The organism is Streptomyces sp. M-16 (genome assembly GCF_052114405.1).
Classification (GTDB): Bacteria; Actinomycetota; Actinomycetes; order Streptomycetales; family Streptomycetaceae; genus Streptomyces.
This window is the reverse complement of record NZ_JBFRER010000004.1, coordinates 38,031-62,309: the sequence shown is the minus strand read 5'-3', so window position 1 is coordinate 62,309 and position 24,279 is coordinate 38,031. Positions and strand designations below refer to the sequence as shown.

General features: G+C 73.4%; 19 protein-coding genes. 13 read left to right on the top strand and 6 right to left on the bottom strand.

Features of this window, described 5'->3' with window-relative positions; genetic code table 11:
* Positions 1-4 precede the first annotated feature (4 nt).
* Positions 5-1,423 carry an FAD-dependent oxidoreductase gene (locus tag AB4039_RS02950; RefSeq protein ID WP_266842660.1) on the top strand — a complete coding sequence of 473 codons (1,419 nt, stop codon included), beginning with the start codon at positions 5-7 and terminating at the stop codon, positions 1,421-1,423.
* A gap of 133 nt (positions 1,424-1,556) precedes the next feature.
* Positions 1,557-2,030 carry a hypothetical protein gene (locus AB4039_RS02945; RefSeq protein WP_266842662.1) on the top strand — a complete coding sequence of 158 codons (474 nt, stop codon included), beginning with the start codon at positions 1,557-1,559 and terminating at the stop codon, positions 2,028-2,030.
* A 57-nt stretch (positions 2,031-2,087) separates the two neighbouring features.
* Here AB4039_RS02945 and AB4039_RS02940 read toward each other — a convergent pair whose 3' ends face one another.
* Together AB4039_RS02940 and gabT are read right to left on the bottom strand one after the other, a co-directional pair.
* On the bottom strand, positions 2,088-2,585 hold the full coding sequence (locus tag AB4039_RS02940; RefSeq protein ID WP_442269907.1) for a phosphatase PAP2 family protein: 498 nt from the start codon (positions 2,583-2,585) through the stop codon (positions 2,088-2,090).
* A gap of 412 nt (positions 2,586-2,997) precedes the next feature.
* Positions 2,998-4,332, bottom strand: coding sequence for a 4-aminobutyrate--2-oxoglutarate transaminase (gene gabT / locus AB4039_RS02935; protein WP_442269906.1), 1,335 nt, complete (start codon positions 4,330-4,332; stop codon positions 2,998-3,000).
* A 237-nt stretch (positions 4,333-4,569) separates the two neighbouring features.
* Between gabT and AB4039_RS02930 the strand changes: the two genes are divergently transcribed.
* The 11 genes from AB4039_RS02930 (at position 4,570) to AB4039_RS02880 (ending at position 21,226) form a co-directional block, all read left to right on the top strand.
* Positions 4,570-6,939: an ATP/GTP-binding protein gene (locus AB4039_RS02930; protein ID WP_442269905.1), complete on the top strand. Its 2,370-nt coding sequence runs from the start codon at positions 4,570-4,572 to the stop codon at positions 6,937-6,939.
* Between the two features lie 109 nt (positions 6,940-7,048).
* The gene (locus tag AB4039_RS02925; protein ID WP_266842668.1) at positions 7,049-8,629 is read left to right on the top strand and encodes a PucR family transcriptional regulator; all 1,581 of its coding nucleotides are present in this window, start codon (positions 7,049-7,051) and stop codon (positions 8,627-8,629) included.
* A gap of 168 nt (positions 8,630-8,797) precedes the next feature.
* Positions 8,798-10,243: an aldehyde dehydrogenase family protein gene (locus tag AB4039_RS02920; protein ID WP_266842670.1), complete on the top strand. Its 1,446-nt coding sequence runs from the start codon at positions 8,798-8,800 to the stop codon at positions 10,241-10,243.
* A gap of 169 nt (positions 10,244-10,412) precedes the next feature.
* Positions 10,413-12,365 carry an acyl-CoA dehydrogenase family protein gene (locus AB4039_RS02915; RefSeq protein ID WP_266842672.1) on the top strand — a complete coding sequence of 651 codons (1,953 nt, stop codon included), beginning with the start codon at positions 10,413-10,415 and terminating at the stop codon, positions 12,363-12,365.
* Positions 12,366-12,427: 62 nt separating this feature from the next.
* Complete coding sequence (locus tag AB4039_RS02910) at positions 12,428-13,744, top strand: hypothetical protein (protein ID WP_442269904.1); 1,317 nt, start codon at positions 12,428-12,430, stop codon at positions 13,742-13,744.
* A 12-nt stretch (positions 13,745-13,756) separates the two neighbouring features.
* On the top strand, positions 13,757-15,019 hold the full coding sequence (gene dxr / locus AB4039_RS02905; protein WP_442269903.1) for a 1-deoxy-D-xylulose-5-phosphate reductoisomerase: 1,263 nt from the start codon (positions 13,757-13,759) through the stop codon (positions 15,017-15,019).
* Entirely contained in the window at positions 15,016-16,317 is a 1,302-nt protein-coding gene (locus AB4039_RS02900) for a site-2 protease family protein (RefSeq protein WP_266842677.1), read from the top strand. Before dxr ends, AB4039_RS02900 begins: the two co-directional genes overlap by 4 nt.
* A gap of 175 nt (positions 16,318-16,492) precedes the next feature.
* Complete coding sequence (gene ispG / locus AB4039_RS02895; protein ID WP_266842678.1) at positions 16,493-17,650, top strand: flavodoxin-dependent (E)-4-hydroxy-3-methylbut-2-enyl-diphosphate synthase; 1,158 nt, start codon at positions 16,493-16,495, stop codon at positions 17,648-17,650.
* 302 nt (positions 17,651-17,952) lie between these two features.
* On the top strand, positions 17,953-18,798 hold the full coding sequence (locus tag AB4039_RS02890) for a GNAT family N-acetyltransferase (protein ID WP_442269902.1): 846 nt from the start codon (positions 17,953-17,955) through the stop codon (positions 18,796-18,798).
* Positions 18,799-18,898: 100 nt separating this feature from the next.
* On the top strand, positions 18,899-19,504 hold the full coding sequence (locus AB4039_RS02885) for a GNAT family N-acetyltransferase (RefSeq protein ID WP_266842681.1): 606 nt from the start codon (positions 18,899-18,901) through the stop codon (positions 19,502-19,504).
* Positions 19,505-19,513: 9 nt separating this feature from the next.
* Positions 19,514-21,226 (top strand): proline--tRNA ligase, encoded by a 1,713-nt coding sequence (locus tag AB4039_RS02880; RefSeq protein WP_266842683.1) that lies wholly within the window; start codon positions 19,514-19,516, stop codon positions 21,224-21,226.
* On the opposite strand, the gene AB4039_RS02875 is transcribed toward AB4039_RS02880, so the two are convergent.
* The 4 genes from AB4039_RS02875 to AB4039_RS02860 are packed head-to-tail and all read right to left on the bottom strand — an operon-like array spanning position 21,223 to position 24,178.
* Positions 21,223-22,185 (bottom strand): SPFH domain-containing protein, encoded by a 963-nt coding sequence (locus AB4039_RS02875; protein WP_266842685.1) that lies wholly within the window; start codon positions 22,183-22,185, stop codon positions 21,223-21,225. The genes AB4039_RS02880 and AB4039_RS02875 overlap by 4 nt on opposite strands.
* A 43-nt stretch (positions 22,186-22,228) precedes the next feature.
* On the bottom strand, positions 22,229-23,131 hold the full coding sequence (locus AB4039_RS02870) for an aminoglycoside phosphotransferase family protein (protein WP_442269901.1): 903 nt from the start codon (positions 23,129-23,131) through the stop codon (positions 22,229-22,231).
* Between the two features lie 16 nt (positions 23,132-23,147).
* Positions 23,148-23,606, bottom strand: a complete 459-nt coding sequence (locus AB4039_RS02865) for a DUF4439 domain-containing protein (RefSeq protein ID WP_266842688.1) — start codon at positions 23,604-23,606, stop codon at positions 23,148-23,150.
* Entirely contained in the window at positions 23,603-24,178 is a 576-nt protein-coding gene (locus AB4039_RS02860) for a hypothetical protein (RefSeq protein WP_442269900.1), read from the bottom strand. Before AB4039_RS02860 ends, AB4039_RS02865 begins: the two co-directional genes overlap by 4 nt.
* Between the last annotated feature and the right edge of the window lie 101 nt (positions 24,179-24,279).

The window sequence follows — 24,279 nt, the reverse complement described above, 5'->3', positions numbered from 1 at the left end:
AGCCATGGCCCCAGTCGCCATGCGTAGTGTTGCGAAATCCCTTTCCGAAGCGAAGCCGGTCGCGTACTGGCTGGACGACCCCGGCAAGCCCGCCGCGCAGCCGGCGCTCACCTCCGACGAGCGCTGCGACCTGCTCGTCGTCGGCGGAGGCTACAGCGGGCTGTGGACCGCTCTGATCGCCAAGGAGCGCGACCCCGGCCGGGACGTGGTCCTGATCGAGAGCAAGGAGGCGGGCTGGGCCGCCTCCGGCCGCAACGGCGGCTTCTGCGCGGCCTCCCTCACCCACGGGCTCGCCAACGGCATGGCCCGCTGGCCCGGCGAACTCGCCAAGCTGGAGGAGCTGGGCGCCCGCAACCTCGACGAGATCGAGGCGGCGGTCGCCCGCTACGGCATCGACTGCGACTTCGAGCGCACCGGTGAGATCGACGTGGCCACCGAGCCCCACCAGGTCGAGGAACTGCGCGAACTCCACGAGGAGGCACGCAAGCTCGGCCTCGCGGACGGCTCCGAATGGCTGGACCGGGAGGCGCTGCGCGCCGAGGTCGACTCCCCGACCTTCCTCGCGGGCCTGTGGGACCGCGAGGGCGTCGCGATGCTCAACCCGGCGAAGCTCGCCTGGGGCCTCAAGCGGGCCTGCCTGGAGCTGGGCGTGCGGATCTACGAGAACACGCGCGGCCTGAAGATGTCCTCCGTGGGCGCCGGGATGGCCGTCACCACCCCGTACGGCACGATCCTCGCCCGCCGGGTCGCGCTGGGCACCAACATCTTCCCCTCGCTGGTCAAGCGGATCCGTCCCTTCACGGTCCCGGTGTACGACTACGCGCTGATGACGGAGCCGCTGAGCGAGGAGCAGCTGGCCTCCATCGGCTGGAAGCGGCGCCAGGGCCTGGGCGACAGCGCCAACCAGTTCCACTACTTCCGGATCACCAAGGACCACCGGATCCTCTGGGGCGGCTACGACGCCATCTACCCGTACCGGGGGAAGCTCGACTCCGAGTACGACCACCGGCCCGAGACCTACCTCAAGCTCGCTGAGCACTTCTTCACCGCGTTCCCGCAGCTGGAGGGGCTGAAGTTCAGCCACGCCTGGGGCGGGGCCATCGACACCTGCTCCCGCTTCTCGGCCTTCTTCGGCACGGCCCACTCGGGCAGGGTCGCCTACGCGGCCGGCTTCACCGGGCTCGGCGTCGGCGCCACCCGCTTCGGGGCCGACGTGATGCTGGACCTGCTGGACGGGGTGTCCAGCGAGCGGACGCGGCTGGAGATGGTGCGCAGCAAGCCGATGCCGTTCCCGCCGGAGCCGTTCGCCTGGACCGGGATCACCCTCACCAAGTGGTCGCTGGCCCGGTCCGACGCCCGGGGCGGCCGCCGCAACCTCTGGCTGCGCACCCTGGACCGCTTCGGGCTCGGCTTCGATTCCTGATCGAGTCGTCGAGCGGGTCCGTGTGGCCCGCTTCACCACGACGGAGTAACGGAACTCGCGTCATACCGTCGCCCGGCCCCGCTCTCTCCCGGTGAGAACCCTTCACCGCGCACGAGAGAACGGAGGCCGGGCGATGACGTTCCCGGGGGCCAAGGCGGCAGTGGAATGGCTGGTATCGGTGGCGCCGGATCCCGACGCCTGCCGGTGGGAATGGGAGCGGGGCCCCCTCGGCGTCGCCCTCCTGCCCGCCGGCCGGAGCTGGGACGTGCTGATCCTGCCGGGGGAGCTGGGCCGGGCCACTCTCGACGTACTGCACCTGCTCACCGCCCGGCCCGGCCCGGTGCTCGCGGACTGCGGCGACGCCCGGGTGGGTTTCTTCGTGCCCCCGGGAACGGCGTCGCGCTGGCTCGGCACGGGCGTGCGCGGCGCCGGCCGCGGGACCTGGATCGTGGTCCCGCACCCGGTCCGGGAGGCGGACGGAGTGCGCTGGCTGGTGGTTCCGGACGGGGAGGGGACGCTCACCGACCCCGTGCTGCTGGAGCTCGCCATGCACGAGGCGGTGGGGCGGGTCCTGGCGGGGGAGGGCGGTGAGGACCGCACCCCTTGACCAGAGGATTGGTCGGGACCGCTTCGGCGGCTGGGAGTTCAGCTGCCGCTTCGACGCCTACTTCGGCGGCTGACCCGCCGCACGGCGCACGGCCAGCAGGAGGGGGGTGCACAGCAGGAGGCTGGCCAGGACGTCCAGGGGCCAGTGGAAGCCGCGCAGGACCAGGCCCGTCGCGGTGAGGGCCGTCAGCAGGGCCGCGAGGGCCGGGGGCCAGCGTCGGCGGGTGTACGGGGTGAGCAGCAGGGCGGCCGCCGCATAGGCCGTCAGGGCCGTGGCCGTGTGCCCCGAGGGGAAGTAGCCGGCGGCCCAGGGCTCCAGGGGGCCCGGGCGGGCGGTCCACTCCTTGAGCGGCACGATCAGCGCCGGTACCACGGCCATCGCCAGGCCGGCCGTCAGTGCGGCGCGGACCCGGCCGCGCCGGGCGGCGTAGAGCATCGCGAGGACCAGGACCGGCACGGCAACCGGGATGTTCCCGAGGTCGGCGAGGCGTTCGGTGACGGCGTCGGGGACGGTGCGCACCACGGCGCGGCTCAGTGCGTGATCCGGGGTCAGCAACGGTCCCGACGTGCGGACCTGCCAGGTGATCAGGGCGAAGAGGGCGGCGCAGAGGGCCGAGAGGGCCGCGGCGGACGAGAGGATGGCCGGCCGTCCCGGAACAGGGGGGATGGTTCCGGGACGGCCGGCCGGATCGGGTTGCCGTGCGCCCCGGGGGGTTTGGGGCGGACGGCCGTCCGATCTGAGAGGAGTGTGCGCGAACGCATGCCCAGTACGGCGCTGGGGAAGCCCGGTACCGGAATCGTCCCCGGTCGCCCGGGGACGGTCTGTCTCACTCATCTGCAGAAACCGTACGCCAACGGGAGGGGGGCCGACAGCGGGAACGCGCTCCCGCCATCGGCCCCCCACACCTTCTTCACAGTGCCCGACCGTTACCGGCGGTAGGGACGGGCGCCTGTGTTCGGGCGTTCGCTCAGATGCCCGCGAAAGCGGCCTCGATGACGTCCAGGCCCTCGTTCAGCAGGTCCTCGCCGATGACGATCGGGGGCAGGAAGCGGAGCACGTTGCCGTAGGTGCCGCAGGTGAGGACGAGCACGCCCTCGGCGTGGCAGGCCTTGGCGAGCGCGCCGGCCGCCTCCGGGAACGGGGTCTTGGAGACCGGGTCCTTGACGAGCTCGATCGCGATCATGGCGCCGCGGCCGCGGATGTCGCCGATGATGTCGTACTTCTCCTGCATGGCCGTCAGGCGGGTCTTCATGACCGACTCGATCTTCTTCGCCGCGGCGTTGAGGTCGAGCTCCTTCATGGTCTCGATGGAACCGAGCGCACCGGCGCAGGCCACCGGGTTGCCGCCGTAGGTGCCGCCCAGGCCACCGCCGTGCACGGCGTCCATCATCTCGGCGCGGCCGGTCACGGCGGCGAGCGGCAGACCGCCCGCGATGCCCTTCGCGGTGGTGATGAGGTCCGGGACGATGCCCTCGTCCTCACACGCGAACCACTGGCCGGTGCGGCAGAAGCCGGACTGGATCTCGTCGGCCACGAAGACGATGCCGTTGTCGTTGGCGAACTTCACGATCGCCGGGAGGAAGCCCTTGGCCGGCTCGATGAAGCCGCCCTCGCCGAGGACCGGCTCGATGATGATCGCGGCGACGTTCTCCGCGCCGATCTGCTTGCTGATCTGGTCGATCGCCTGGGCGGCGGCCTCGGGGCCGCAGTTCTCGGCGCCGGTCGGCCAGCGGTAGCCGTAGGCGACCGGGACGCGGTAGACCTCGGGGGCGAACGGACCGAAGCCCTGCTTGTACGGCATGTTCTTCGAGGTCAGGGCCATCGTGAGGTTCGTACGGCCGTGGTAGCCGTGGTCGAAGACGACGACGGCCTGGCGCTTGGTGTACGAACGGGCGATCTTGACGGCGTTCTCGACGGCCTCGGCGCCCGAGTTGAACAGGGCCGACTTCTTGGCGTGGTCACCGGGGGTCAGCTCGGCGAGGGCCTCGCAGACCTCGACGTAGCCCTCGTAGGGGGTGACCATGAAGCAGGTGTGGGTGAAGTCGGCGAGCTGCGCGGAGGCGCGGCGCACGACGGCCTCGGCGGAGGCGCCGACCGAGGTCACGGCGATGCCGGAACCGAAGTCGATCATGCGGTTGCCGTCGACGTCCTCGATGATGCCGCCGCCCGCGCGGGCCGTGAAGACGGGCAGCACGGAGCCCACGCCGCCGGCCACCGCCGAAAGGCGGCGGGCCTGCAGCTCCTGCGACTTGGGGCCGGGGATCGCGGTGACGATGCGGCGCTCCTGCGGGACAGCGGTCATAGGGGGCTCCTGGGGGGTGTTTTCGGACGCACTTGTGTCTTTGTCCGCAGGCTAGGCCCGGGGGAGGGAGTACGGCATGCGCCGTTCGGGAGTGGTGCCCGCGTGTCCTTGTCCGCGGCGGCCATAGGAAGGAACGGGGACGCGTACCGCGGAACCCGGTGGGCAACGGGTCGCGGGGCCGTACCGGGCACTAGATTGAGCGCCGCAGCGCTTGGCACGGGCAGGGGGCAGGGGTTCATGGACACCGAGGGCACGCACGACGGACAGACGACCCAGGGGGGCCGCGTGCCAAGACCCGCGGGCCCTCCCGCGCTCCCCCCGAAGCCGAGCTACGCCCCCGGGCAGGGCCCGACCCTCGCCGACTGGCTGCGCATCCCACGCCCGTCCGCCCAGCCGGGTGTCTGGCGGTACGGCCACGTGCCGCGCGCGGCTGTGGAACCCGAGAGGACGGCCGACCGGTCGCTCGCCAGCGGCGCCGTCGTTTCCTTCCTGGCCTGCGTCCTCGTCTGGTCCCTCATGCGCAACACCTACATTCCCTTCTGGGACGCGCCGCTGAACCTGTTCACGCCCGACAGCTGGTACTCCGCGAGCGGAGAGCCCGTCCGGGGTACCGGGGGAGTCCAGGCCAAGCCGATCTACGAAATGCTCTTCGTCGCGGTACTCCTCTACGGCTTCGGAAGGCTCGGCAGCTGGCCTGCGGCCTGGGCCCGTCTGGTCGTCGCGCGCGGCCCCTGGGTGCAGGCCCTCGCGGTCGTTCCGCTCGCCTACGTCACCCTCCTGCTCGTCGACAACTTCCAGCTGCCGGTCCGGCAGCTGCTCCTCGCCTTCGCCCCGTACGACAAGAACGACATGCAGGCGAACCTCAGACTCGACCAGACCATGAAGACCGTGGCCGACGCCTCGGTGGTCCTGGCCTACGCCTGGCTCGGCGGCGCCGGCCGACTGCTGCGCCGCTTGATCCGGCCGACCGGTGGCGGCACCTCGGCCGCCGCCGGCGCGCAGGGCGCCCGCTCCGCGCCCTCCGAACCGCCTGCCGAGGACCTGGCCCAGTGGCCCCAGCTCCGCGCCGCCGGGCTCACGGAGGTGGCCGACCGGCTCGGGGGGGAGGTCGTGGGCGGGCGGATGAACGACGTGGACTACGCCCGCATCCGCCGCGCCTGGGACTCCGTCCAGGCCGATCCCACCCGCGTGCGGGCCTTCGCCGACTCCGTGCGCGACAAGGGCGCCGCCGCCTGCCTCCACCCCTCCGGCGACCGGGACCTGCCCGTGCGCGCCGCCCGGCACGACCTGCTCGCCCGGCAGGTGCTGCTCGGCAGCGTCGAGGACCAGGAGCGCAACCCCTACTCCCGTCGCGGCACCCCCCTCGCCCTCGACCCCGCGGTGCTCGGGACCTCCCTGCTCGCCGTCGGGCCCTCCGGGACCGGGAAGACCGCCCGGCTGGTGCGGCCCGTCGTCGAGTCCCTCGCGCTGCAGGCGCTGGCCGGCCAGGCCGCCGTCATCGCCGTCGGCTCCGCCGGCGCCGGGCTGGGCCCCGACGGCGGCTACGACATCGTCGTGCGCGTCGGCGACCCCGACTCCGTCCACGACCTCGACCTCTACGGCGGCACCGCCGACCCCGACGAGGCCGCCACCCTCCTCGCCGAGGCCTTCGTCGGAGACGTCCCCGGCATCGACGTGCGCCGCGCCGCGACCGCCCTCGCGCAGCTGCTCGGCCCGTACCGGGCGGCGTACGGACGCTTCCCCGCCGTGCCGGAGCTGCGCGAGCTCCTCGACGGGCTGCAGCCCGCCCTCGACGCGCTGCGCCACACGCTGGAGGACGCCGGACAGCAGGCCATGCTCCGCGAGCTCGACGCGCGCACGCGCCAGCACGGCGCCCCCGCCGACCCCGGCCCCGCCCTGGCCGACCGGCTCGCCCTGCTGGACCGGCCCGCCTTCGCCGGGTTCTTCGACACCACGGGCCGGGGCCGCCCCTTCTCCATGCGCGCCCTGGAACACCCCGTCCGGGTCCGGATCGACCTCCCCGAACGGGGCCACGCCGACGCCTCCCGGATGCTGGCCCGGCTGCTCCTCGCCCAGTTCAACGCCTGCGCCACCGCCCGCGCCGACCGCTCGCTCTTCGCCTTCCTCGCCCTCGACGACGCCTCGCACACCCTGACCCCCGAGACGGTCCGCGGGGTGCAGCGGCTGCGGTCGGTGAACGCCGGGGTGCTGCTGACCCTGCGCGCGCTGGACGACGTACCGGAGGCCCTGCGCACCCCGCTGCTCGGCGCCGTCGGCTGCCGGATGGCCTTCTCCGGCGTCACCACCTGGGACGGGAAGCGCTTCGCCGAGGCCTGGGGCACCGAATGGGTCGAGACCCGGGACGTCACCCACCGGACCGTCTTCGCCGACCAGCCGCTCACCCGGGCCATCCACGCCTTCCGCAAGATGGTCACCGGCAAGGCGGTCACCACCGATGCCGTCACCGTGCGCCAGGTCGAGCGCGAGCGGTGGTCGGCCTCCGAGCTGGCGCACGCCGTACCGCCCGGCTGCGCGGTGCTCTCGCTGACCTCGGTCCGCGGGGAGCGGGCGGCGCCGCTGCTCGTCCGGTTGGCCGGAACGGGCTGAGCCGACCCGTACGGGGTGGCAGAATCGAGAAGGGCCGTTCATACGACACGGCGAAATCCCGAAGGCCCCGCAGTCTCCCTCCCCTCCCGCCGAAGGCCCCTGGTACCCGATGCCGCTCACCCTTGCCTCGCTCGTCCAGCACTCGGCGCTCAAACTCAGCGTCCGGGCCGGGGAGACCCGCCTCGACACCCCCGTGCGCTGGGCCCACGTCAGCGAGCTCGCCGACCCGGTCCCCTACATGGAGGGCGGCGAGCTGCTGCTCGTCACGGCGATGAAGCTGGACGCCGAGGACCCCGAGGAGATGCGCCGCTACGTACGGCGCCTCGCGGCCGCCGGGGTCGTGGGGATCGGCTTCGCCGTCGGCGTCAACTACGAGGCGGTCCCGCAGGCGCTGGTCGACGCGGCCCGCGAGGAGGACCTGCCGCTGCTGGAGGTGCCCCGGCGCACCCCGTTCCTCGCGATCAGCAAGGCCGTCTCGGCGGCCCTCGCCGCGGACCAGTACCGGGCCGTGACGGCCGGCTTCGAGGCGCAGCGGGAGCTGACCCGGGCCGCGCTCTCCGCCGACGGCCCCGCCGACCTGCTGACGAAGCTGGCCGCCCACGTGCACGGCTGGGCCGCGCTGTACGACACCTCCGGCGCCGTCGTGGCCGCCGCCCCCGAGTGGGCCGCGCGCCGGGCCGCGCGGCTCACCCCCGACGTGGAGCGGCTGCGCGAGCGGCCCGCCCCGGCCAGTGCGGTCGTCGGCGGCTCGGAGGACCGCGTCGAGCTCCAGTCGCTGGGCACCGGACGGCGGGCCCGGGGCGCGCTGGCCGTCGGCACGGGGGCCCCGCTGGGCACCGCCGAACGGTACGCGGTGCACTCCGCCGTCGCCCTGCTCACCCTGACCACCGAGCGCTCCCGGTCGCTGCACGACGCGGAGTCCCGGCTCGGCGCGGCCGTGCTGCGGATGCTGCTGGAGGGGGAGGCGGAGCACGCCCGGGCGGTGGCGGGGGACCTGTACGGGGCCCTGCTGGACGCGCCGTTCCGGATCGTCGTCGCGGAACCGGCGCTGCCGGGCACCGCGCAGCCGGAGGGGCTGGCGCTGCTGGCCGACGCGGTCGAGTCGGCGGCCGCGCGGACCGGCGAGGCGCTGCTGGTGGTGCCGGAGGAGGGCCGGCTGGTGGTGCTCGCCGCCGACGGGGGTTCGGCCGTACAGGCGTGCGCGGACCACGCCGAGGCGCTGGAGACCCGGCGCGGCCGGGACGCGACGGGCCCCGAGCCGGACGAGCTGGTGGTCGGGCTGTCGGCGCCCGCCGCGGCGGCGGGCGTGGCGGCCGCCTTCAAGCAGGCCGACCAGGCCCTCGCCGTGGCCCGCCGCCGCGGACGGCCGCTCGTCGAGCACGAGGACCTCGCGGCGGGCTCCGTCCTGCCGCTGCTGGCCGACGACGCCGTACGGGCCTTCGCGGACGGCACCCTGCGGGCCCTGCGGGAACACGACGCGACCGGCCGGGGCGATCTCGTGGCCTCCCTCCAGGCCTGGCTCTCGCGCCACGGGCAGTGGGACGCGGCGGCGGCCGACCTCGGCGTGCACCGCCACACGCTGCGCTACCGGATGAAGCGCGTCGAGGAGATCCTCGGGCGCTCCCTGGACGATCCGGACGTACGGATGGAGCTGTGGCTCGCCCTGAAGGCGGGTACGACGAACCCGTAGCCCCCCGACGGCACCCCACCGCACGGGAGGTCCCGGCCGCGACAGTGACAAAGCGGCGCAGGGCGGGAGGGCGGCGCTCCATGCCGGATAAACACCGAAGGCCCCGCGGAGTCCTACGGTGGTGTGGACAAGGACCCCACCGCACCAACCCGAAGGGCCGGGATTCGCATGACTTCCACCCACGCCTTCTGGCTCGCCGGCCGCCAGGCCACCGGCGAGGACAGCTTCGACGTCCACAACCCGTGGGACGGCCGTCTGGTCGGCACGGTCAGCGTGCCCACCGACGCCCAGGTCGAAGAGGCCGTGGCCGCGGCGTACGCCGTGACGGCGGAGTTCTCCGCGACCCCCGCCCACGTACGGGCCGCCGCCCTGGACCACGTGTCCAAGCGGCTCACCGAGCGCACCGAGGAGATCGCCCAGCTGATCTCCGCCGAGAACGGCAAGCCCGTCAAGTGGGCCCGCGGTGAGGTCGGCCGTGCGGTGTCCGTGTTCCGCTTCGCCGCCGAAGAGGCCCGCCGCTTCAACGGCGGAGACGCCCAGCGCCTGGACACCGACGCCGGTGGCGTCGGCCGCCTGGCCCTGACCCGCCGCTTCGTCAAGGGCCCGGTCCTCGGCATCGCGCCGTTCAACTTCCCGCTGAACCTGTGTGCCCACAAGGTGGCCCCGGCCATCGCCGTCGGCGCGCCGATCATCCTGAAGCCGGCCCCGGCCACCCCGCTCTCGGGCCTGATCCTGGGCGAGCTGCTGGCCGAGACCGACCTTCCGGCCGGCTCCTGGTCCGTGCTGCCCGTCGCCAACGACAAGATGCCGGCCCTGGTGAAGGACGAGCGCCTGCCCGTCATCTCCTTCACCGGCTCCGACAAGGTCGGCTACGCCATCCAGCAGTCGGTGCCCCACAAGCACTGCACCCTGGAGCTCGGCGGCAACGCCGCGGCCGTGGTCCTCGCCGACTGGTCCTCCGACGCCGACCTCGACTGGGCCGCGACCCGTATCGCGACCTTCTCGAACTACCAGGCCGGCCAGTCCTGCATCTCCGTGCAGCGCGTGATCGCCGACGCCTCCGTCTACGACCGCCTCGTCGAGAAGGTCGTCGCGAAGGTCCAGGCGCAGGTCACCGGTGACCCGTCCGACTCCGCCACCGACGTCGGCCCCCTCGTCTCCGAGGACGCCGCCAAGCGCGTCGAGTCCTGGGTGGACGAGGCCGTCGCCGCCGGCGCCAAGCTGCTCACGGGCGGCAAGCGCGAGGGTGCCTCGTACGAGCCCACCGTCGTCGCCGAACTCCCCGAGGGCGTCACGCTCGCCGTCGAGGAGGTCTTCGGACCGGTCCTGACCCTGCAGAAGGTCGAGAACACCGACGAGGCCTTCGCCGCCGTCAACGACTCGAAGTTCGGCCTGCAGACCGGCGTCTTCACCCGCGACATCCAGGTCGCCTTCCGCGCCCACCGCGAGCTGGAGGTCGGCGGTGTGATCATCGGCGACGCGCCGTCCTACCGCGCCGACCAGATGCCGTACGGCGGCGTCAAGCAGTCCGGCGTGGGCCGCGAGGGCGTCCGCTACGCGATGGACGACTACACGTACGAGCGCGTCCTGGTCCTCACGGGCCTCGACATCTGACCGACTCGTACGGTCACGGACCGACGGCCGGAGCCTACTGTGCGGGGGCTCCGGCCGTCCCCCTTTTCCCCGCCACCCGCACGGGCCTTTTCCCGGGTGCCCGGAACGGGTACGACTCACAGGTAGCACCGATCGGTAGTCCCCCCGATACGGCGAGGTGAGCACCCGGATGTCAGCGACGCAGCCCGTACAGCCCGTACAGCCCAAGGTGACCGAGCGCGAGGCGCGGCAGGTCGCGGAAGCGGCCCGGGAACAGGACTGGCGCAAGCCCAGCTTCGCCAAGGAGCTGTTCCTCGGGCGGTTCCGGCTCGACCTGATCCACCCCCACCCGCTCCCCGCCGACGAGGACGTCCGGCGCGGGGAGGCCTTCCTGGCCCGGCTGCGGGTCTTCTGCGAGAACGAGATCGACGGACCCCGCATCGAGCGCGAGGCGCGGATCCCCGACGAGACGGTGCGCGGGCTCAAGGAGCTCGGCGCCCTCGGCATGAAGATCGGCACCGAGTACGGGGGCCTGGGGCTGACCCAGGTCTACTACAACAAGGCGCTCGCCCTCGTCGGCTCCGTCAGCCCGGCCATCGGCGCCCTGCTGTCCGCGCACCAGTCGATCGGCGTCCCGCAGCCCCTGAAGATGTTCGGCACGAAGGAGCAGAAGGACGCCTATCTGCCCCGCTGCGCCACCTCCGCGATCAGCGCCTTCCTGCTCACCGAGCCCGACGTCGGCTCCGACCCGGCCCGCCTGGCCACCACGGCCGTGCCGGACGGCGAGGACGCCTACGTGCTCGACGGGGTGAAGCTGTGGACCACCAACGGGGTGGTCGCCGACCTCCTCGTGGTCATGGCCCGGGTCCCGAAGAGCGAGGGGCACCGCGGCGGGATCACCGCCTTCGTCGTGGAGGCGGACTCGCCGGGGATCACCGTCGAGCACCGCAACGCCTTCATGGGCCTGCGCGGCCTGGAGAACGGCGTCACCCGCTTCCACCGGGTCCGGGTGCCCGCCGCCCAGCGGATCGGCGCCGAGGGAGCCGGCCTCAAGATCGCGCTGACCACCCTCAACACCGGCCGCCTGTCCCTGCCCGCGATGTGCGTCGGCGCCGGCAAGTGGTGCCTGAAGATCGCCCGCGAGTGGAGCGGCGTCCGGGAGCAGTGGGGCCGCCCGGTCGCCCGGCACGAGGCCGTCGGCGCCAAGATCTCCTTCATCGCGGCCACCACCTTCGCCCTCGAAGCGGTGGTCGACCTGGCCTCCCAGATGGCCGACGAGGACCGCAACGACATCCGCATCGAGGCGGCCCTCGCCAAGCTCTACGGCTCGGAGATGGGCTGGCTGATGGCCGACGAGCTGGTCCAGATCCGCGGCGGCCGAGGCTTCGAGACCGCCGAGTCGCTGGCCGCGCGCGGCGAGCGGGCCGTGCCCACCGAGCAGATGCTCCGCGACATGCGCATCAACCGGATCTTCGAGGGCTCGACGGAGATCATGCACCTGCTGATCGCCCGCGAGGCCGTCGACGCCCACCTCTCGGTCGCCGGGGACCTCATCGACCCCGACAAGGCCCTTGCCGACAAGGCCAGGGCCGGAGCCCGCGCCACCGGCTTCTACGCCCGCTGGCTGCCGAAGCTGGCCGCCGGCCCCGGCCAGGTCCCCGGCACCTACCGGGAGTTCCACCCGGCGGGCCACCCCGACCTCGCCACCCACCTGCGCTACGTCGAACGCGGCTCGCGCAAACTCGCCCGCTCCACCTTCCTGGCCATGGCGCGCTGGCAGGGCCGCATGGAGACCAAGCAGGGGTTCCTCGGCCGGATCGTCGACATCGGCGCCGAGCTCTTCGCCATGAGCGCCGCCTGCGTCCGCGCCGAGCACCTGCGCGCCACCGGCGACCACGGCCGCGAGGCGTACCAGCTCGCCGACGCCTTCTGCCGGCAGTCCAGGCTCCGCGTCGAGGAGCTCTTCGGCCGCCTTTGGTCCAACACCGACGACCTCGACCGCAAGGTCGTCGAAGGCGTCCTCGGCGGCACCTACACCTGGCTGGAGGAAGGCGTCCTCGACCCCTCGGGCGACGGCCCGTGGATCGCGGAGGCGGCCCCCGGCCCCTCCGTACACAAAAACGTGCACCGTCCGCTGCGCTGACCTGCGATCATCGCCGCACGGCGGGGAAGCGGACAGGCGTACGAGCGGCACGGAGCAAGGCGATGGACGGACACAGGGACAGCCGGCGGCGGGCCTGGTGCGTGGCGCTCGTACTGCGCCACGCACCGCAGCACATCGCAGCGGACCTGATCGGCCGGCTCGACCCCGAGACCCGCGACCACCTCTGCCGCGACGAGCGGCTGCCCGCCACCGCCGTCACCCTCCTCGTGCGCGACGGCACCGACCGGGACCGGCACTTCGTCGCCCGCAACCCCTACGTGCGCGGCTGCCCGCTGCCCGGCCTGCCGGGCCCGGCACGCTACGCGGCCCGCCGCACCCCTGAGGCGCTGCTGCCGCTGCTGCGCGCGGAACTCGGCCGCGACCCCGCCGACGGCCCCCTGAGCGGCGAGGAGCTCATCGGCCTGCTCCGCCGCCACGGCACGCACCACCCCAGGGTCCCGCTCGACATCCTGGCGCTCCCGCACACGGCGGACCCGGAGCTGCCGGCGTCCGAGCACCTGCGGCGGCCCCTGCCGCCCGGCTCCGTGGAGGCCGTGCTCATGCGCGCGGAGCCGTCCCGGGAGACCGTGCGCGCGCTCCTGACGACCACGGGCGCAGCCCCGTACGGCAGGGCCTGGCACCGCCCGTTCGTCCGCGCCGTCCGGATGGGCCTGCTCACCCCGGCCGAACTGGTCGCCCACACCGCCCCCGCGCACCGCGCCCTGCTGCTGTGCCGCCCGACCGGGACCCGCGGCCTGCGCTGGAACCTGTCCGAGCGGGCGGAGATACGCACCGCGGCCACCCGCGCGCTGGAACCCCTGGGGGACGACCCGCGGCTGTGGGCCGAACTGCTGAGGCAGGCCCCGTCCTTCCCGGGAGCGCTGACCGCGCTCGCCCACGGCGTCGCGAACGGCGTCCTGCCCGGGCCCCCGCCCGGCCCGCCGGCCGACGGCCTCGCCGAGGCCGTGCGCGCCCTGGCCCCGGCCGCCCTCGAACCGACCGGGGGAGTGGAGCGGGAACTGGCCCTGACCAGCCTCGCCGTGCCCATGGAGACCGTCGACGAGGACATCCGCTGGGTCCGGGACTGCCTGGACCGCGGGATGCTGACCGGCACCGACGTGATCCGGCACAAGCTCCCCGCCTGCTGGGCCCTGGACGAGGACCACTGGCTCGGCGACGTGGACCACCCCGACCGCTACGACCGGCCGGAGGCCGTGCTCGCCGCGCGCGCCGAGGCCGCCCGGCTGTTCGCACTGGCCCTGGACGGGGATCCGGACGCCTGGTGGGAGGCGGCCCGGACCCTCCCGGACTTCGCCGGAACGCTCCCGCACCTCCTCCTGCGGGTCGCGGACGGGGACTCCCTGTCCGAGCGCCCCTGAGTTGCGGCAACAATGGTGGGCATGAGCGACAGTCCAGCCCCCCTCGCCGACCCGCACCTCCTCTTCGACGCCTCGGCCGGCCGCCGGGACATCGTCATCCTCGGGTCGACCGGGTCCATCGGCACCCAGGCCATCGACCTCGCCCTGCGCAACCCGGACCGCTTCCGGGTCACCGCGCTGTCCGCCGCCGGCGGACGCGTCGGGCTGCTCGCCGAACAGGCCAGGCTGCTGCGCGCCGAGAAGGTGGCCGTCGCCCGCGAGGACGCCGTACCGGCCCTCAAAGAGGCGCTGAGCGAGCAGTACGGTGCCTCCGAGCCGCTGCCGGAGATCCTCGCCGGACCCGACGCGGCGACCGAACTCGCCGCCTCCGCATGCCACACCGTCCTCAACGGCATCACCGGTTCCATCGGCCTGGCGCCCACCCTGGCCGCACTGCGGGCGGGCCGCACCCTGGCCCTGGCCAACAAGGAGTCGCTGATCGTCGGCGGCCCGCTGGTCAAGGCCCTCGCGAAGCCCGGCCAGATCATCCCGGTGGACTCCGAGCACGCGGCCCTCTTCCAGGCACTGGCCGCCGGCACCCGCGCCGACGTCCGCAAGCTCGTCGTCACCGCCTCCGGCGGTCCCTTCCGCGGCCGCACCCGCGCGGAGCTGGCCTCCGTCACGGTCGAGGACGCCCTCGCACACCCCACTTGGGCCATGGGCCCGGTGATCACCGTCAACAGCGCCACCCTGGTCAACAAGGGCCTGGAGGTCATCGAGGCCCACCTGCTCTACGACATCCCCTTCGACCGGATCGAGGTCGTCGTCCACCCGCAGTCCTACGTGCACTCCATGGTCGAGTTCACCGACGGCTCCACCCTCGCCCAGGCCACCCCGCCGGACATGCGCGGCCCCATCGCGATCGGTCTGGGCTGGCCCGAGCGGATCCCGGACGCGGCCCCCGCCTTCGACTGGACCAAGGCGTCGAGCTGGGAGTTCTTCCCGCTGGACACCGAGGCCTTCCCGTCCGTGGGCCTGGCCCGGCACGTCGGCACCCTGGGCGGCACCGCGCCCGCCGTGTTCAATGCGGCGAACGAGGAGTGCGTCGAGGCCTTCCTGGCCGGTCGGCTGCCGTTCACAGCAATCATGGATACCGTCTCTGCGGTGGTCGACGAGCACGGGACGCCGGAGTCGGGAACCTCCCTGACCGTGGCGGACGTCCTCGAAGCGGAGACCTGGGCCAGGGCCCGGGCACGGGAGATGGCGGCGCGGGCCGCCTTGGAGGCGGGCGCATGACGCTGGTGCTGAATCTGATCGGTGTGCTCGTCTTCGTGGGCGGACTGCTGTTCTCGATCGCCTGGCACGAGCTCGGCCACCTCTCCACGGCCAAGCTCTTCGGCATCCGCGTGCCCCAGTACATGGTCGGCTTCGGCAAGACCATCTGGTCGCGCAGGAAGGGCGAGACCGAGTACGGGATCAAGGCCATCCCCATGGGCGGCTACATCCGCATGATCGGGATGTTCCCGCCCGGTGAGGACGGCAGGGTCACGGCCCGCTCCACCTCCCCGTTCCGCTCCATGATCGAGGACGCCCGCTCGGCGGCCTACGAGGAGCTCCAGCCCGGGGACGAGTCGCGGCTCTTCTACACGCGCAAGCCCTGGAAGCGCGTCATCGTGATGTTCGCGGGCCCCTTCATGAACCTGGTGCTCGCCCTGGCGATCTTCTTCGGCGTCTGGATGACCTTCGGGATCAACCGGACGACCACCCAGATCGCGAGCGTCTCGCCCTGCGTCATCCAGCAGAGCGAGAACCGCGAGGTCTGCAAGGCCGGTGACCCGGTGGCCCCGGCCAAGAAGGCCGGCCTGCGGGCCGACGACAAGATCGTCGCCTTCGGCGGGCGGCCGGTCTCCGACTGGTCCGAGCTGCAGAAGCGGATCCGCGACACCATCGGCGCCACCACCGTCACCGTCGTGCGCGACGGGCAGCGGGTGGTCGTCCCCGTGAACCTCATCGAGAACCGGGTCGCCAAGACCGACGGCCACGGCGGCTACGTCAAGGGCGAGTACGTGACGGCCGGCTGGCTCGGCTTCAGCCCGAAGAACGAGATCGCGGCCCTGTCCTTCGGCGAGTCCGTGGACCACATGGGCGAGATCGTGGACGGCAGCATCCAGGGTCTGGTCAAGCTCCCCGCCAAGATCCCCGCCCTGTGGAACGCGGCCTTCGACGGAGCCGAGCGCGAGCCCGACTCCCCGATGGGCATCGTGGGCGCGGCCCGCATGAGCGGGGACATCGCCGCCCTGGACCTGCCCGGCGAGCAGAAGTTCTCGATCCTGCTCAACGTCCTGGGCATGTTCAACCTCTCCCTGTTCCTGTTCAACATGCTGCCCCTGCTGCCCCTGGACGGCGGACACATCGCGGGCGCCCTGTGGGAGTCCCTGCGCCGCAGCGTCGCCAAGCTCTTCCGGCGCGCCGACCCCGGCCCCTTCGACGTGGCCAAGCTGATGCCCGCCGCGTACGTGGTCGCCGGTGTCTTCGTCTGTTTCACCCTGCTGGTGCTCGTCGCGGACGTGGTGAACCCGATCAAGATCACCTAGCGGCGGAGCGCGGTACAGCACGGGCCGGGGAGCCGGGCACGCATCGTGCCCGGCTCCCTACGTTCGGGTGGCGAACCCCCTCGGATGCGGGGGGACCGTGGGGATTGGCGTAATCTCGAAGGCTGGAGCCCGCCGATCTCGGGACCTTGATCCACACCTTGGGGTTGCACAGCAGATGACTGCCATCTCTCTCGGAATGCCGTCCGTGCCGACGAAGCTTGCCGACCGCCGGGTCAGCCGCAAGATCCAGGTCGGTTCCGTGGCCGTCGGCGGCGACGCACCCATCTCGGTGCAGTCGATGACCACCACCCGCACCTCCGACATCGGCGCCACGCTCCAGCAGATCGCCGAGCTGACCGCCTCCGGCTGCAACATCGTCCGCGTCGCCTGCCCGACCCAGGACGACGCCGACGCGCTGGCCGTCATCGCGAAGAAGTCGCAGATCCCGGTCATCGCCGACATCCACTTCCAGCCGAAGTACGTGTTCGCCGCGATCGAGGCCGGCTGCGCCGCCGTCCGCGTGAACCCGGGCAACATCAAGCAGTTCGACGACAAGGTCAAGGAGATCGCGCGGGCCGCCAAGGACACCGGCACCCCGATCCGCATCGGTGTCAACGCGGGCTCCCTCGACGCGCGCCTGCTGAAGAAGTACGGCAAGGCCACCCCTGAGGCGCTGGTCGAGTCCGCGCTGTGGGAGGCCTCCCTCTTCGAGGAGCACGGCTTCGGCGACATCAAGATCTCGGTCAAGCACAACGACCCGGTCGTCATGGTCAACGCCTACCGCCAGCTGGCCGCCGCCTGCGACTACCCGCTGCACCTCGGCGTCACCGAGGCCGGCCCCGCCTTCCAGGGCACCATCAAGTCCGCCGTCGCCTTCGGCGCGCTGCTCTCCGAGGGCATCGGCGACACCATCCGCGTCTCCCTCTCGGCCCCGCCGGTCGAGGAGGTCAAGGTCGGCAACCAGATCCTGGAATCGCTGAACCTCAAGCCGCGCCGCCTGGAGATCGTCTCCTGCCCGTCCTGCGGCCGCGCCCAGGTGGACGTCTACAAGCTGGCCGAGGAGGTCACGGCGGGCCTGGAGGGCATGGAGGTCCCCCTGCGCGTCGCGGTCATGGGCTGCGTCGTCAACGGCCCCGGCGAGGCCCGCGAGGCCGACCTCGGCGTCGCCTCCGGCAACGGCAAGGGCCAGATCTTCGTGAAGGGCGAGGTCATCAAGACCGTCCCCGAGTCGAAGATCGTCGAGACCCTCATCGAAGAGGCGATGAAGATCGCCGAGCAGATGGAGAAGGACGGCGTCACCTCCGGCGAGCCCACCGTCGCCATCGGCGTCTGAGCGCTCCCTTCCCTTTCGGGCTCCTTCGCCTCCGGGGCGCTGATGCCGTGCTCTTCGGGGGCCACGTGCTCGGACCGCTCGTTCCCCACGGCCCTGCGCGCGAGGCCCCGAAGAGCACGGCGCGCCCCTTCGGCTCAGGATCCCCGCGCGAGCTGCGCGTGGGGTCGGGTGGACCCCCTTCCGGTCCCGTTCCCGCAGTTCGGGGGCGGGGCCGGGGTCTTTTCGTGACCCGCGGGACAGGGCATCCGCAGGCGACGGCGGGTACAGTGCGGAGATCAGCGGACTTGCACGGTGAGGCCCCAGTGTTGACGCAGACCACCACCCGGGTCCTTGACCCCAGTGATCTCGACGCCGCGCTCGACATCCTCGGACGCGCGCCGGTCGAGAACGCCTTCGTCACCTCCCGGGTCCAGGTCGCGGGGCTCGACCCCTGGCGCCTGGGCGGGGAGATGTGGGGCTGGTACGCCGACGGAGAGCTCCGCTCGCTCTGCTACGCCGGCGCCAACCTCGTCCCCGTCTGCGCCGGACCCGACGCCGTACGGGCCTTCGCCGACCGGGCCCGCCGCACCGGCCGCCGCTGCTCCTCCATCGTCGGGCCCGCCGAGGCCACCCGGCTGCTGTGGAAGCTCCTGGAGCCCAGCTGGGGACCGGCCCGCGACGTGCGCGCCCACCAGCCCCTCATGGTCATCGAGCAGCCGTCCGCCCAGGTCGCCGCCGACCCCCTGGTGCGCCGCGTCCGCAAGGACGAGATGGACCTGATCATGCCCGCCTGCGTGGCCATGTTCACCGAGGAGGTCGGCATCTCCCCGCTCGCCGGCGACGGCGGCCTCCTCTACCAGGCCCGGGTCGCCGAGCTGGTCGGCTCCGGCCGCTCGTTCGCCCGCGTCGAGGACGGCAAGGTCGTCTTCAAGGCCGAGATCGGCGCCGCCACCCCCCGCGCCTGCCAGATCCAGGGCGTCTGGGTCGATCCCGAGTTCCGCGGCCGCGGCCATTCCGAGACCGGCATGGCCGCCGTCGTCGAGTACGCCCTGCGCGACATCGCCCCCGTCGTCAGCCTCTACGTCAACGACTTCAACACCGCGGCCCGCGCCTCCTACCGCAGGGTCGGCTTCCGCGAGGTCGGCGCGTTCATGAGCATCCTGTTCTGAGGGTCCCCTCCCGGGCTCCGCTCCCTCCCCCCGTCCCGAGCTCCCCTTTTCCTCGCGGAAGCCGTACCCGAGCGGCACTACCCCGCAGTAAGGTCGCCGCATGCTTCCTACCCCCGGGGGCGACGACCCCGCACGGCCCGCCGGACTCCGCATCGGGCCCCTCGACCTCGCCGGCCGCGTGGACGAGGCCCTGCGCGTCCAGGCCGTGGCCTTCGGGCTCAGCGAGGAGGAGGTCGGCATCCGGCGCTACATCGTCCAGCGCCACATGACCTGCCCCGGCGCCCGCGCGCTCGGCGCCTACACCGACGACGGGACCCTCGCCGGGTTCGTCTACGGAATGCCCAACGACCGCGCCCACTGGTGGTCCACCATCGTCGAGCCGTACCTGCGCGCCGGCGGCGCCGACGGCTGGCTCGACGGCTCCTTCGTCATCACCGAGCTCCACGTACACCCCGGGTTCCAGGGCCACGGCGTCGGCCGCGCCCTCATCACCCGGCTCACCGACGAGGCGAGCGAAGCCCACTCGATCCTCTCCGCCATCGACACCGACAGTCCCGCCCGGGGCCTCTACACGGCCCTCGGCTACCGGGACCTGGCCCGCCGCGTGCACTTCCCGAGCGCGAGCCTCCCGTACGCGGTCATGGGCGCGCGGCTCCCGCTGCTCGGCCCCCGAAACGGTTTCCGGGAGCCGCACCCGCCCCGGTAGCCTCCGGACATGTCTACGCAACACGTGCAGCGCATGTCCCGCCTCATGGCCAAGACCCTCCGTGAGGACCCGGCCGACGCCGAAACCCTCAGCCACCGCCTCCTCGTACGCGCCGGTTACGTCCGGCGCAGCTCGGCGGGGGTGTGGACCTGGCTGCCGCTCGGCAAGCGCGTCCTGGACAACGTCTCGCGCATCGTCCGCGAGGAGATGGACGCCATCGGGGCGCAGGAAGTGCTGCTCCCGGCCCTGCTGCCGAAGGAGCCCTACGAGGTCAGCGGCCGCTGGTCCGAGTACGGCGACCTGCTGTTCCGACTCAAGGACCGCAAGGGTGCCGACTACCTGCTCGGCCCCACCCACGAGGAGATCTTCACCCTCGTCGTGAAGGACCAGTGCACGTCCTACAAGGACCTGCCGGTCATGCTCTACCAGATCCAGACCAAGTACCGCGACGAGGCCCGCCCCCGCTCCGGAGTGCTGCGCGGGCGCGAGTTCCAGATGAAGGACTCCTACTCCTTCGACGTGTCCGACGAGGGCCTGGCCGAGTCCTACCGGCTCCACCGCGAGGCCTACGTACGGATCTTCGAGCGACTCGGCCTGGACCACCGGATCGTCTCCGCGGTCTCCGGGGCGATGGGCGGATCGGCGTCCGAGGAGTTCCTGGCCCCGGCCGCGGCCGGCGAGGACACCTTCGTGGACTGCCCGTCCTGCGACTACGCGGCGAACACCGAGGCCGTGACCTTCGCGCTGACGCCCGTGACCGCCGAACACCCGGCGATCGAGGAGGTGGACACCCCCGACACCCCCACGATCGAGACGCTGGCGGCGCACCTGGGCGTCCCCGCCTCGGCGACTCTGAAGAACCTCCTCGTCAAGGTCGACGGAGAGATCACGGCCGTCGGCGTCCCCGGCGACCGCGAGGTGGACCTCGGCAAGCTCGGCGAGCACCTCGCCCCGGCCGTGGTCGAGCTGGTGACGGCCGAGGACTTCGCCGGCCGTCCCGACCTCGTACGCGGCTACGTCGGCCCGCAGGGCCTGGACAAGGTGCCCTACATCGCCGACCCGCGCGTGGCTCCCGGCACGGCCTGGGTCACCGGCGCCAACCGGGCCGACACGCACGCCCGCAACGTGGTCTGCGGCCGGGACTTCGAGGTCGACCGCCACCTCGACGTGGTCGTCGTCGAGCCGGGCGACCCCTGCCCCTCCTGCGGGGCCGGACTGCGCCTGGACCGGGCCATCGAGATCGGGCACATCTTCCAGCTCGGCCGCAAGTACGCCGACGCCTTCGGGCTCGACGTCCTCGGCAAGGAGGGCAAGCCCGTCCGGGTCACCATGGGCTCCTACGGCATCGGCGTCTCCCGCGCCGTCGCCGCGCTCGCCGAGCAGACCGCCGACGACCGGGGCCTGTGCTGGCCCGCCGCCGTGGCGCCGGCCGACGTCCACGTCGTGGCCGCCGGCAAGGCCGTCCCGCTGGCGCTCGCCGAGGAGGCGGCCGAAGCGCTGGCCGCCTCCGGACACCGGGTCCTGCTCGACGACCGGCCCGGACTCTCCCCGGGCGTCAAGCTCACCGACGCCGAACTCATCGGCGTGCCCCGGATCCTGGTGGCGGGCCGCCGCTCGGGCGACCGCGTCGTCGAACTCCAGGACCGCGCGGCCGGCACCCGCGAGGAACTCCCCCTGGACGAGGCCCTCGCCCGCCTGAACGCACCGGCCGGCCAGGCCTAGGCAGGCTCCGCCCGCCGCCCCTCCGGCCGCTCCTCGGGCCAGCCCTCCGGCTGCTCCTCCGGCCACCCCTCCGGCCGCTCCTCGGGCCGCGCCGGAGGGGGCGGTGACGCGACCGGCGTCAGCGCGCCCGGAGCCCGGCCCCGGGTGGCGGTGTCCGGCGCGGGCGCGGGCGCCGCCGCCGGGGTGTCCGGGGCCGTCGCGGGGGCGGCGCGTTCCAGGAAGCGCAGCAACTCCACCGGGAACGGCAGTACCAAGGTGGAGTTCTTCTCCGCCGCGACCGCCACCACCGTCTGGAGCAGGCGCAGTTGGAGGGCGGCGGGCTGTTCCGACATCACGGCGGCGGCCTGCGCCAGCTTCTTCGAGGCCTGGAGCTCCGCGTCCGCGTTGATCACGCGGGCCCGCCGCTCACGGTCGGCCTCCGCCTGCCGGGCCATCGACCGCTTCATGGTCTCCGGCAGCGACACGTCCTTGATCTCGACCCGGTCGATCTGCACGCCCCAGCCCACCGCCGGACTGTCGATCATCAGCTCCAGCCCCTGGTTGAGCTGCTCCCGGTTGGACAGCAGGTCGTCCAGATCGCTCTTGCCGATGATCGAACGCAGCGAGGTCTGCGCCATCTGGGAGACCGCGAACCGGTAGTCCTCCACCTCGATGATCGCGTTGGCCGGGTCCACGACCTTGAAGTACACGACCGCGTCGACCCGCACCGTGACGTTGTCCCGGGTGATGCCCTCCTGGGCCGGCACCGGCAGCGTCACGATCTGCATGTTCACCTTGCGCAGCCGGTCCACGAACGGCAGCACCATCGTGAACCCGGGGCCGCGGACGCCGTCCCGCAGCCGGCCGAAGCGGAAGACCACGCCTCGCTCGTACTGCTTCACCACCCGGGCCGCCACGCCCGTGTACACCATCACACCCGCGGCGGCGGCCACCGCCGCTGTCAGCAGTTCCTCGACCATGACGGCCCCCTGCCGGACTCATACCTCTTACCTACGGTATGCCCTACAGCCAGGCGGCGAACTCCAGCAGCAGCTCCGCGTCCCCGCGCCGCCCGGCGGCCAGCGCCCGCACCCCGGACTCCACCGCCCTGAACACCGTCCAGCCCCGCAGCCGGTCGCGGTCCACCCCCAGCGAGTCCGCGAGCCGGTGCACCCGCCGCCGGGCCCCGGCCGCCCCCGCCGAGGTGGCCATCTGGTCCTCCAGCCGGTCCCGCACCAGCCGGGCCAGGTCGTAGGCCCGCTCTCCCACCAGCGGGTCCGGGCCCACCGTCAGCCACGGTGCCCGCTCCCCGGCCAGTACCTTGCCCTGCCGGAAGTTCCCGTGCAGCAGCAGTTCCTCGCCCGGCAGCGCCGTCAGCTCCGCGCGCACCGCCAGCGCCGAGTCCGCGAGCGCCCGCACCTCCGCGGGCGCGGCGCGCAGCGCCTCGCCCTGGCGGGCCGTGCGCTCGGCCACCGTCTCGAAGGGGTGACCGGGCGGCGGCTCCACCCACAGCCGCCGCAACGTGCCGCACGCCTCCAGCAGGGCCTTGGCGTCCGGCAGCGAACGCAGCGAGACCTCCGGGTGCAGCCGCTCCAGCAGCAGGGCCCCGTCCGCCTCGTGGTGGCGGGAGTCGAGGACCCGTACGGCCCCGAAACCGCCCCAGTGGGCGAGCGCCGCCAGCTCCCGGTCCGGCCGGGCCCCGGGCGGGGCCAGCTTGAGGGCCGCCGGGGTGCCGTCGGCGTACCGGACGAGGAGCACCAGGCTGCTGCGGCCGCCGGGGGCCTGGACCCGCTGGGCCACGACCTGCCGCCGGTGCAGCGCCTCCTCGGTGAGCTCGGGCAGGCGCCCCAGCCACTGGGTGTCCCGCTCCTCCTCCGGCAGCTCGCCGAGCGCCCGTACAAGCCGCTGCGGCGGTTCGAAAGCCATGCGTGCGTGGTCCCTTTCAGCTGGTGGGAGCTCGGTCGGAGCGTTCCGTGAGCCCAGGGAAGGCTACGCCGCTGCCGCGCCAGCGTGCCGCGCGGACGGCCGCGGCGCTCAGCGCGTCGGCCGCCTCGCGGCGCAACTGGCCGTCCGCCGCCCGCACCAGATCGGAGTACGCGCCCGCCACCCGGTCCTCGATCACGGCGGCCAGCCGCGTGGTGTCCTCGGGGGTGCGCAGCTCGAAGGGCAGGGCGTACGCCGCCTCGGCGGCCACGGGCGCGCCGCCCAGCCCGCGCACCGTGCGGGTGAGCGCGTCGCGCCGGGCCACATGGGTGCCGTACGCGTCGCGGGCCTCGGCGGCGCGGTCCGCCGCGACCCGGGCGCCGATCACCCCGTACCCGTACGCCGCCGCGTGCTCGGCGGCCAGGGCGGCCTGGGCGGCCTGCAGCGCACGGCCGGCGGGGGAGGGTTCGGGCTTCACGAGGCGGCTCCGGTGGAGGTGAGCAGGTACGCGTGGACGGCGCCGCAGGCGGCGACGGAGGCCAGCAGCCGGGCCAGTTCCCCGGGGGCCCCGGCCAGCGCGATGGTGCGCGCCTGCGACAGGCTCCGCTCGGCGTCGGCGAGGGAGCTCAGCGCCTCGGCGGGCTTCGGCGGGACGGCCGCACGGCTCGCCGCCGGGGGCCCGGACGGCGCGGTGGTGGCCGCGGAGGCGGAGGGCGAGGGGGAGGAGGAACGGGCGGCCGGGGTGCGGCCCCCGGCGTCCGGGGCCGGGAAGGCCAGGGCCGCCGAGTGCGCCGCGACGGCGGCCCGCAGCGGTGCGAGCCGCTCCGCCAGCGCGGGATGCACGGCGAGGGTGGCGTCGTAGCGTTCGAGCAGCCGCGCACTGTCACGAACGGCGCCGTCCCGCATCCGCCGTTCGAGTGGAATCCCGGTGCCGTCCCCGGACGGGCCGCCCCCGTCGGTGCATCCGGCGAGCAGGGCGGCCCCGGCCGCGCCGGCGGCTCCGGTGAGCAGGCTCCTTCGGGAGGGCCGGGGGGGCAGGGTCCAGGGCACGGCGCCGTCCTCGGGGGTGGGGTCTGGGCAGGGTGTGATCACGGTACCCGGGGGCCCGTGGGGAGAGCGGACGGCAACACCCTCCGCGACCGGATACCCTT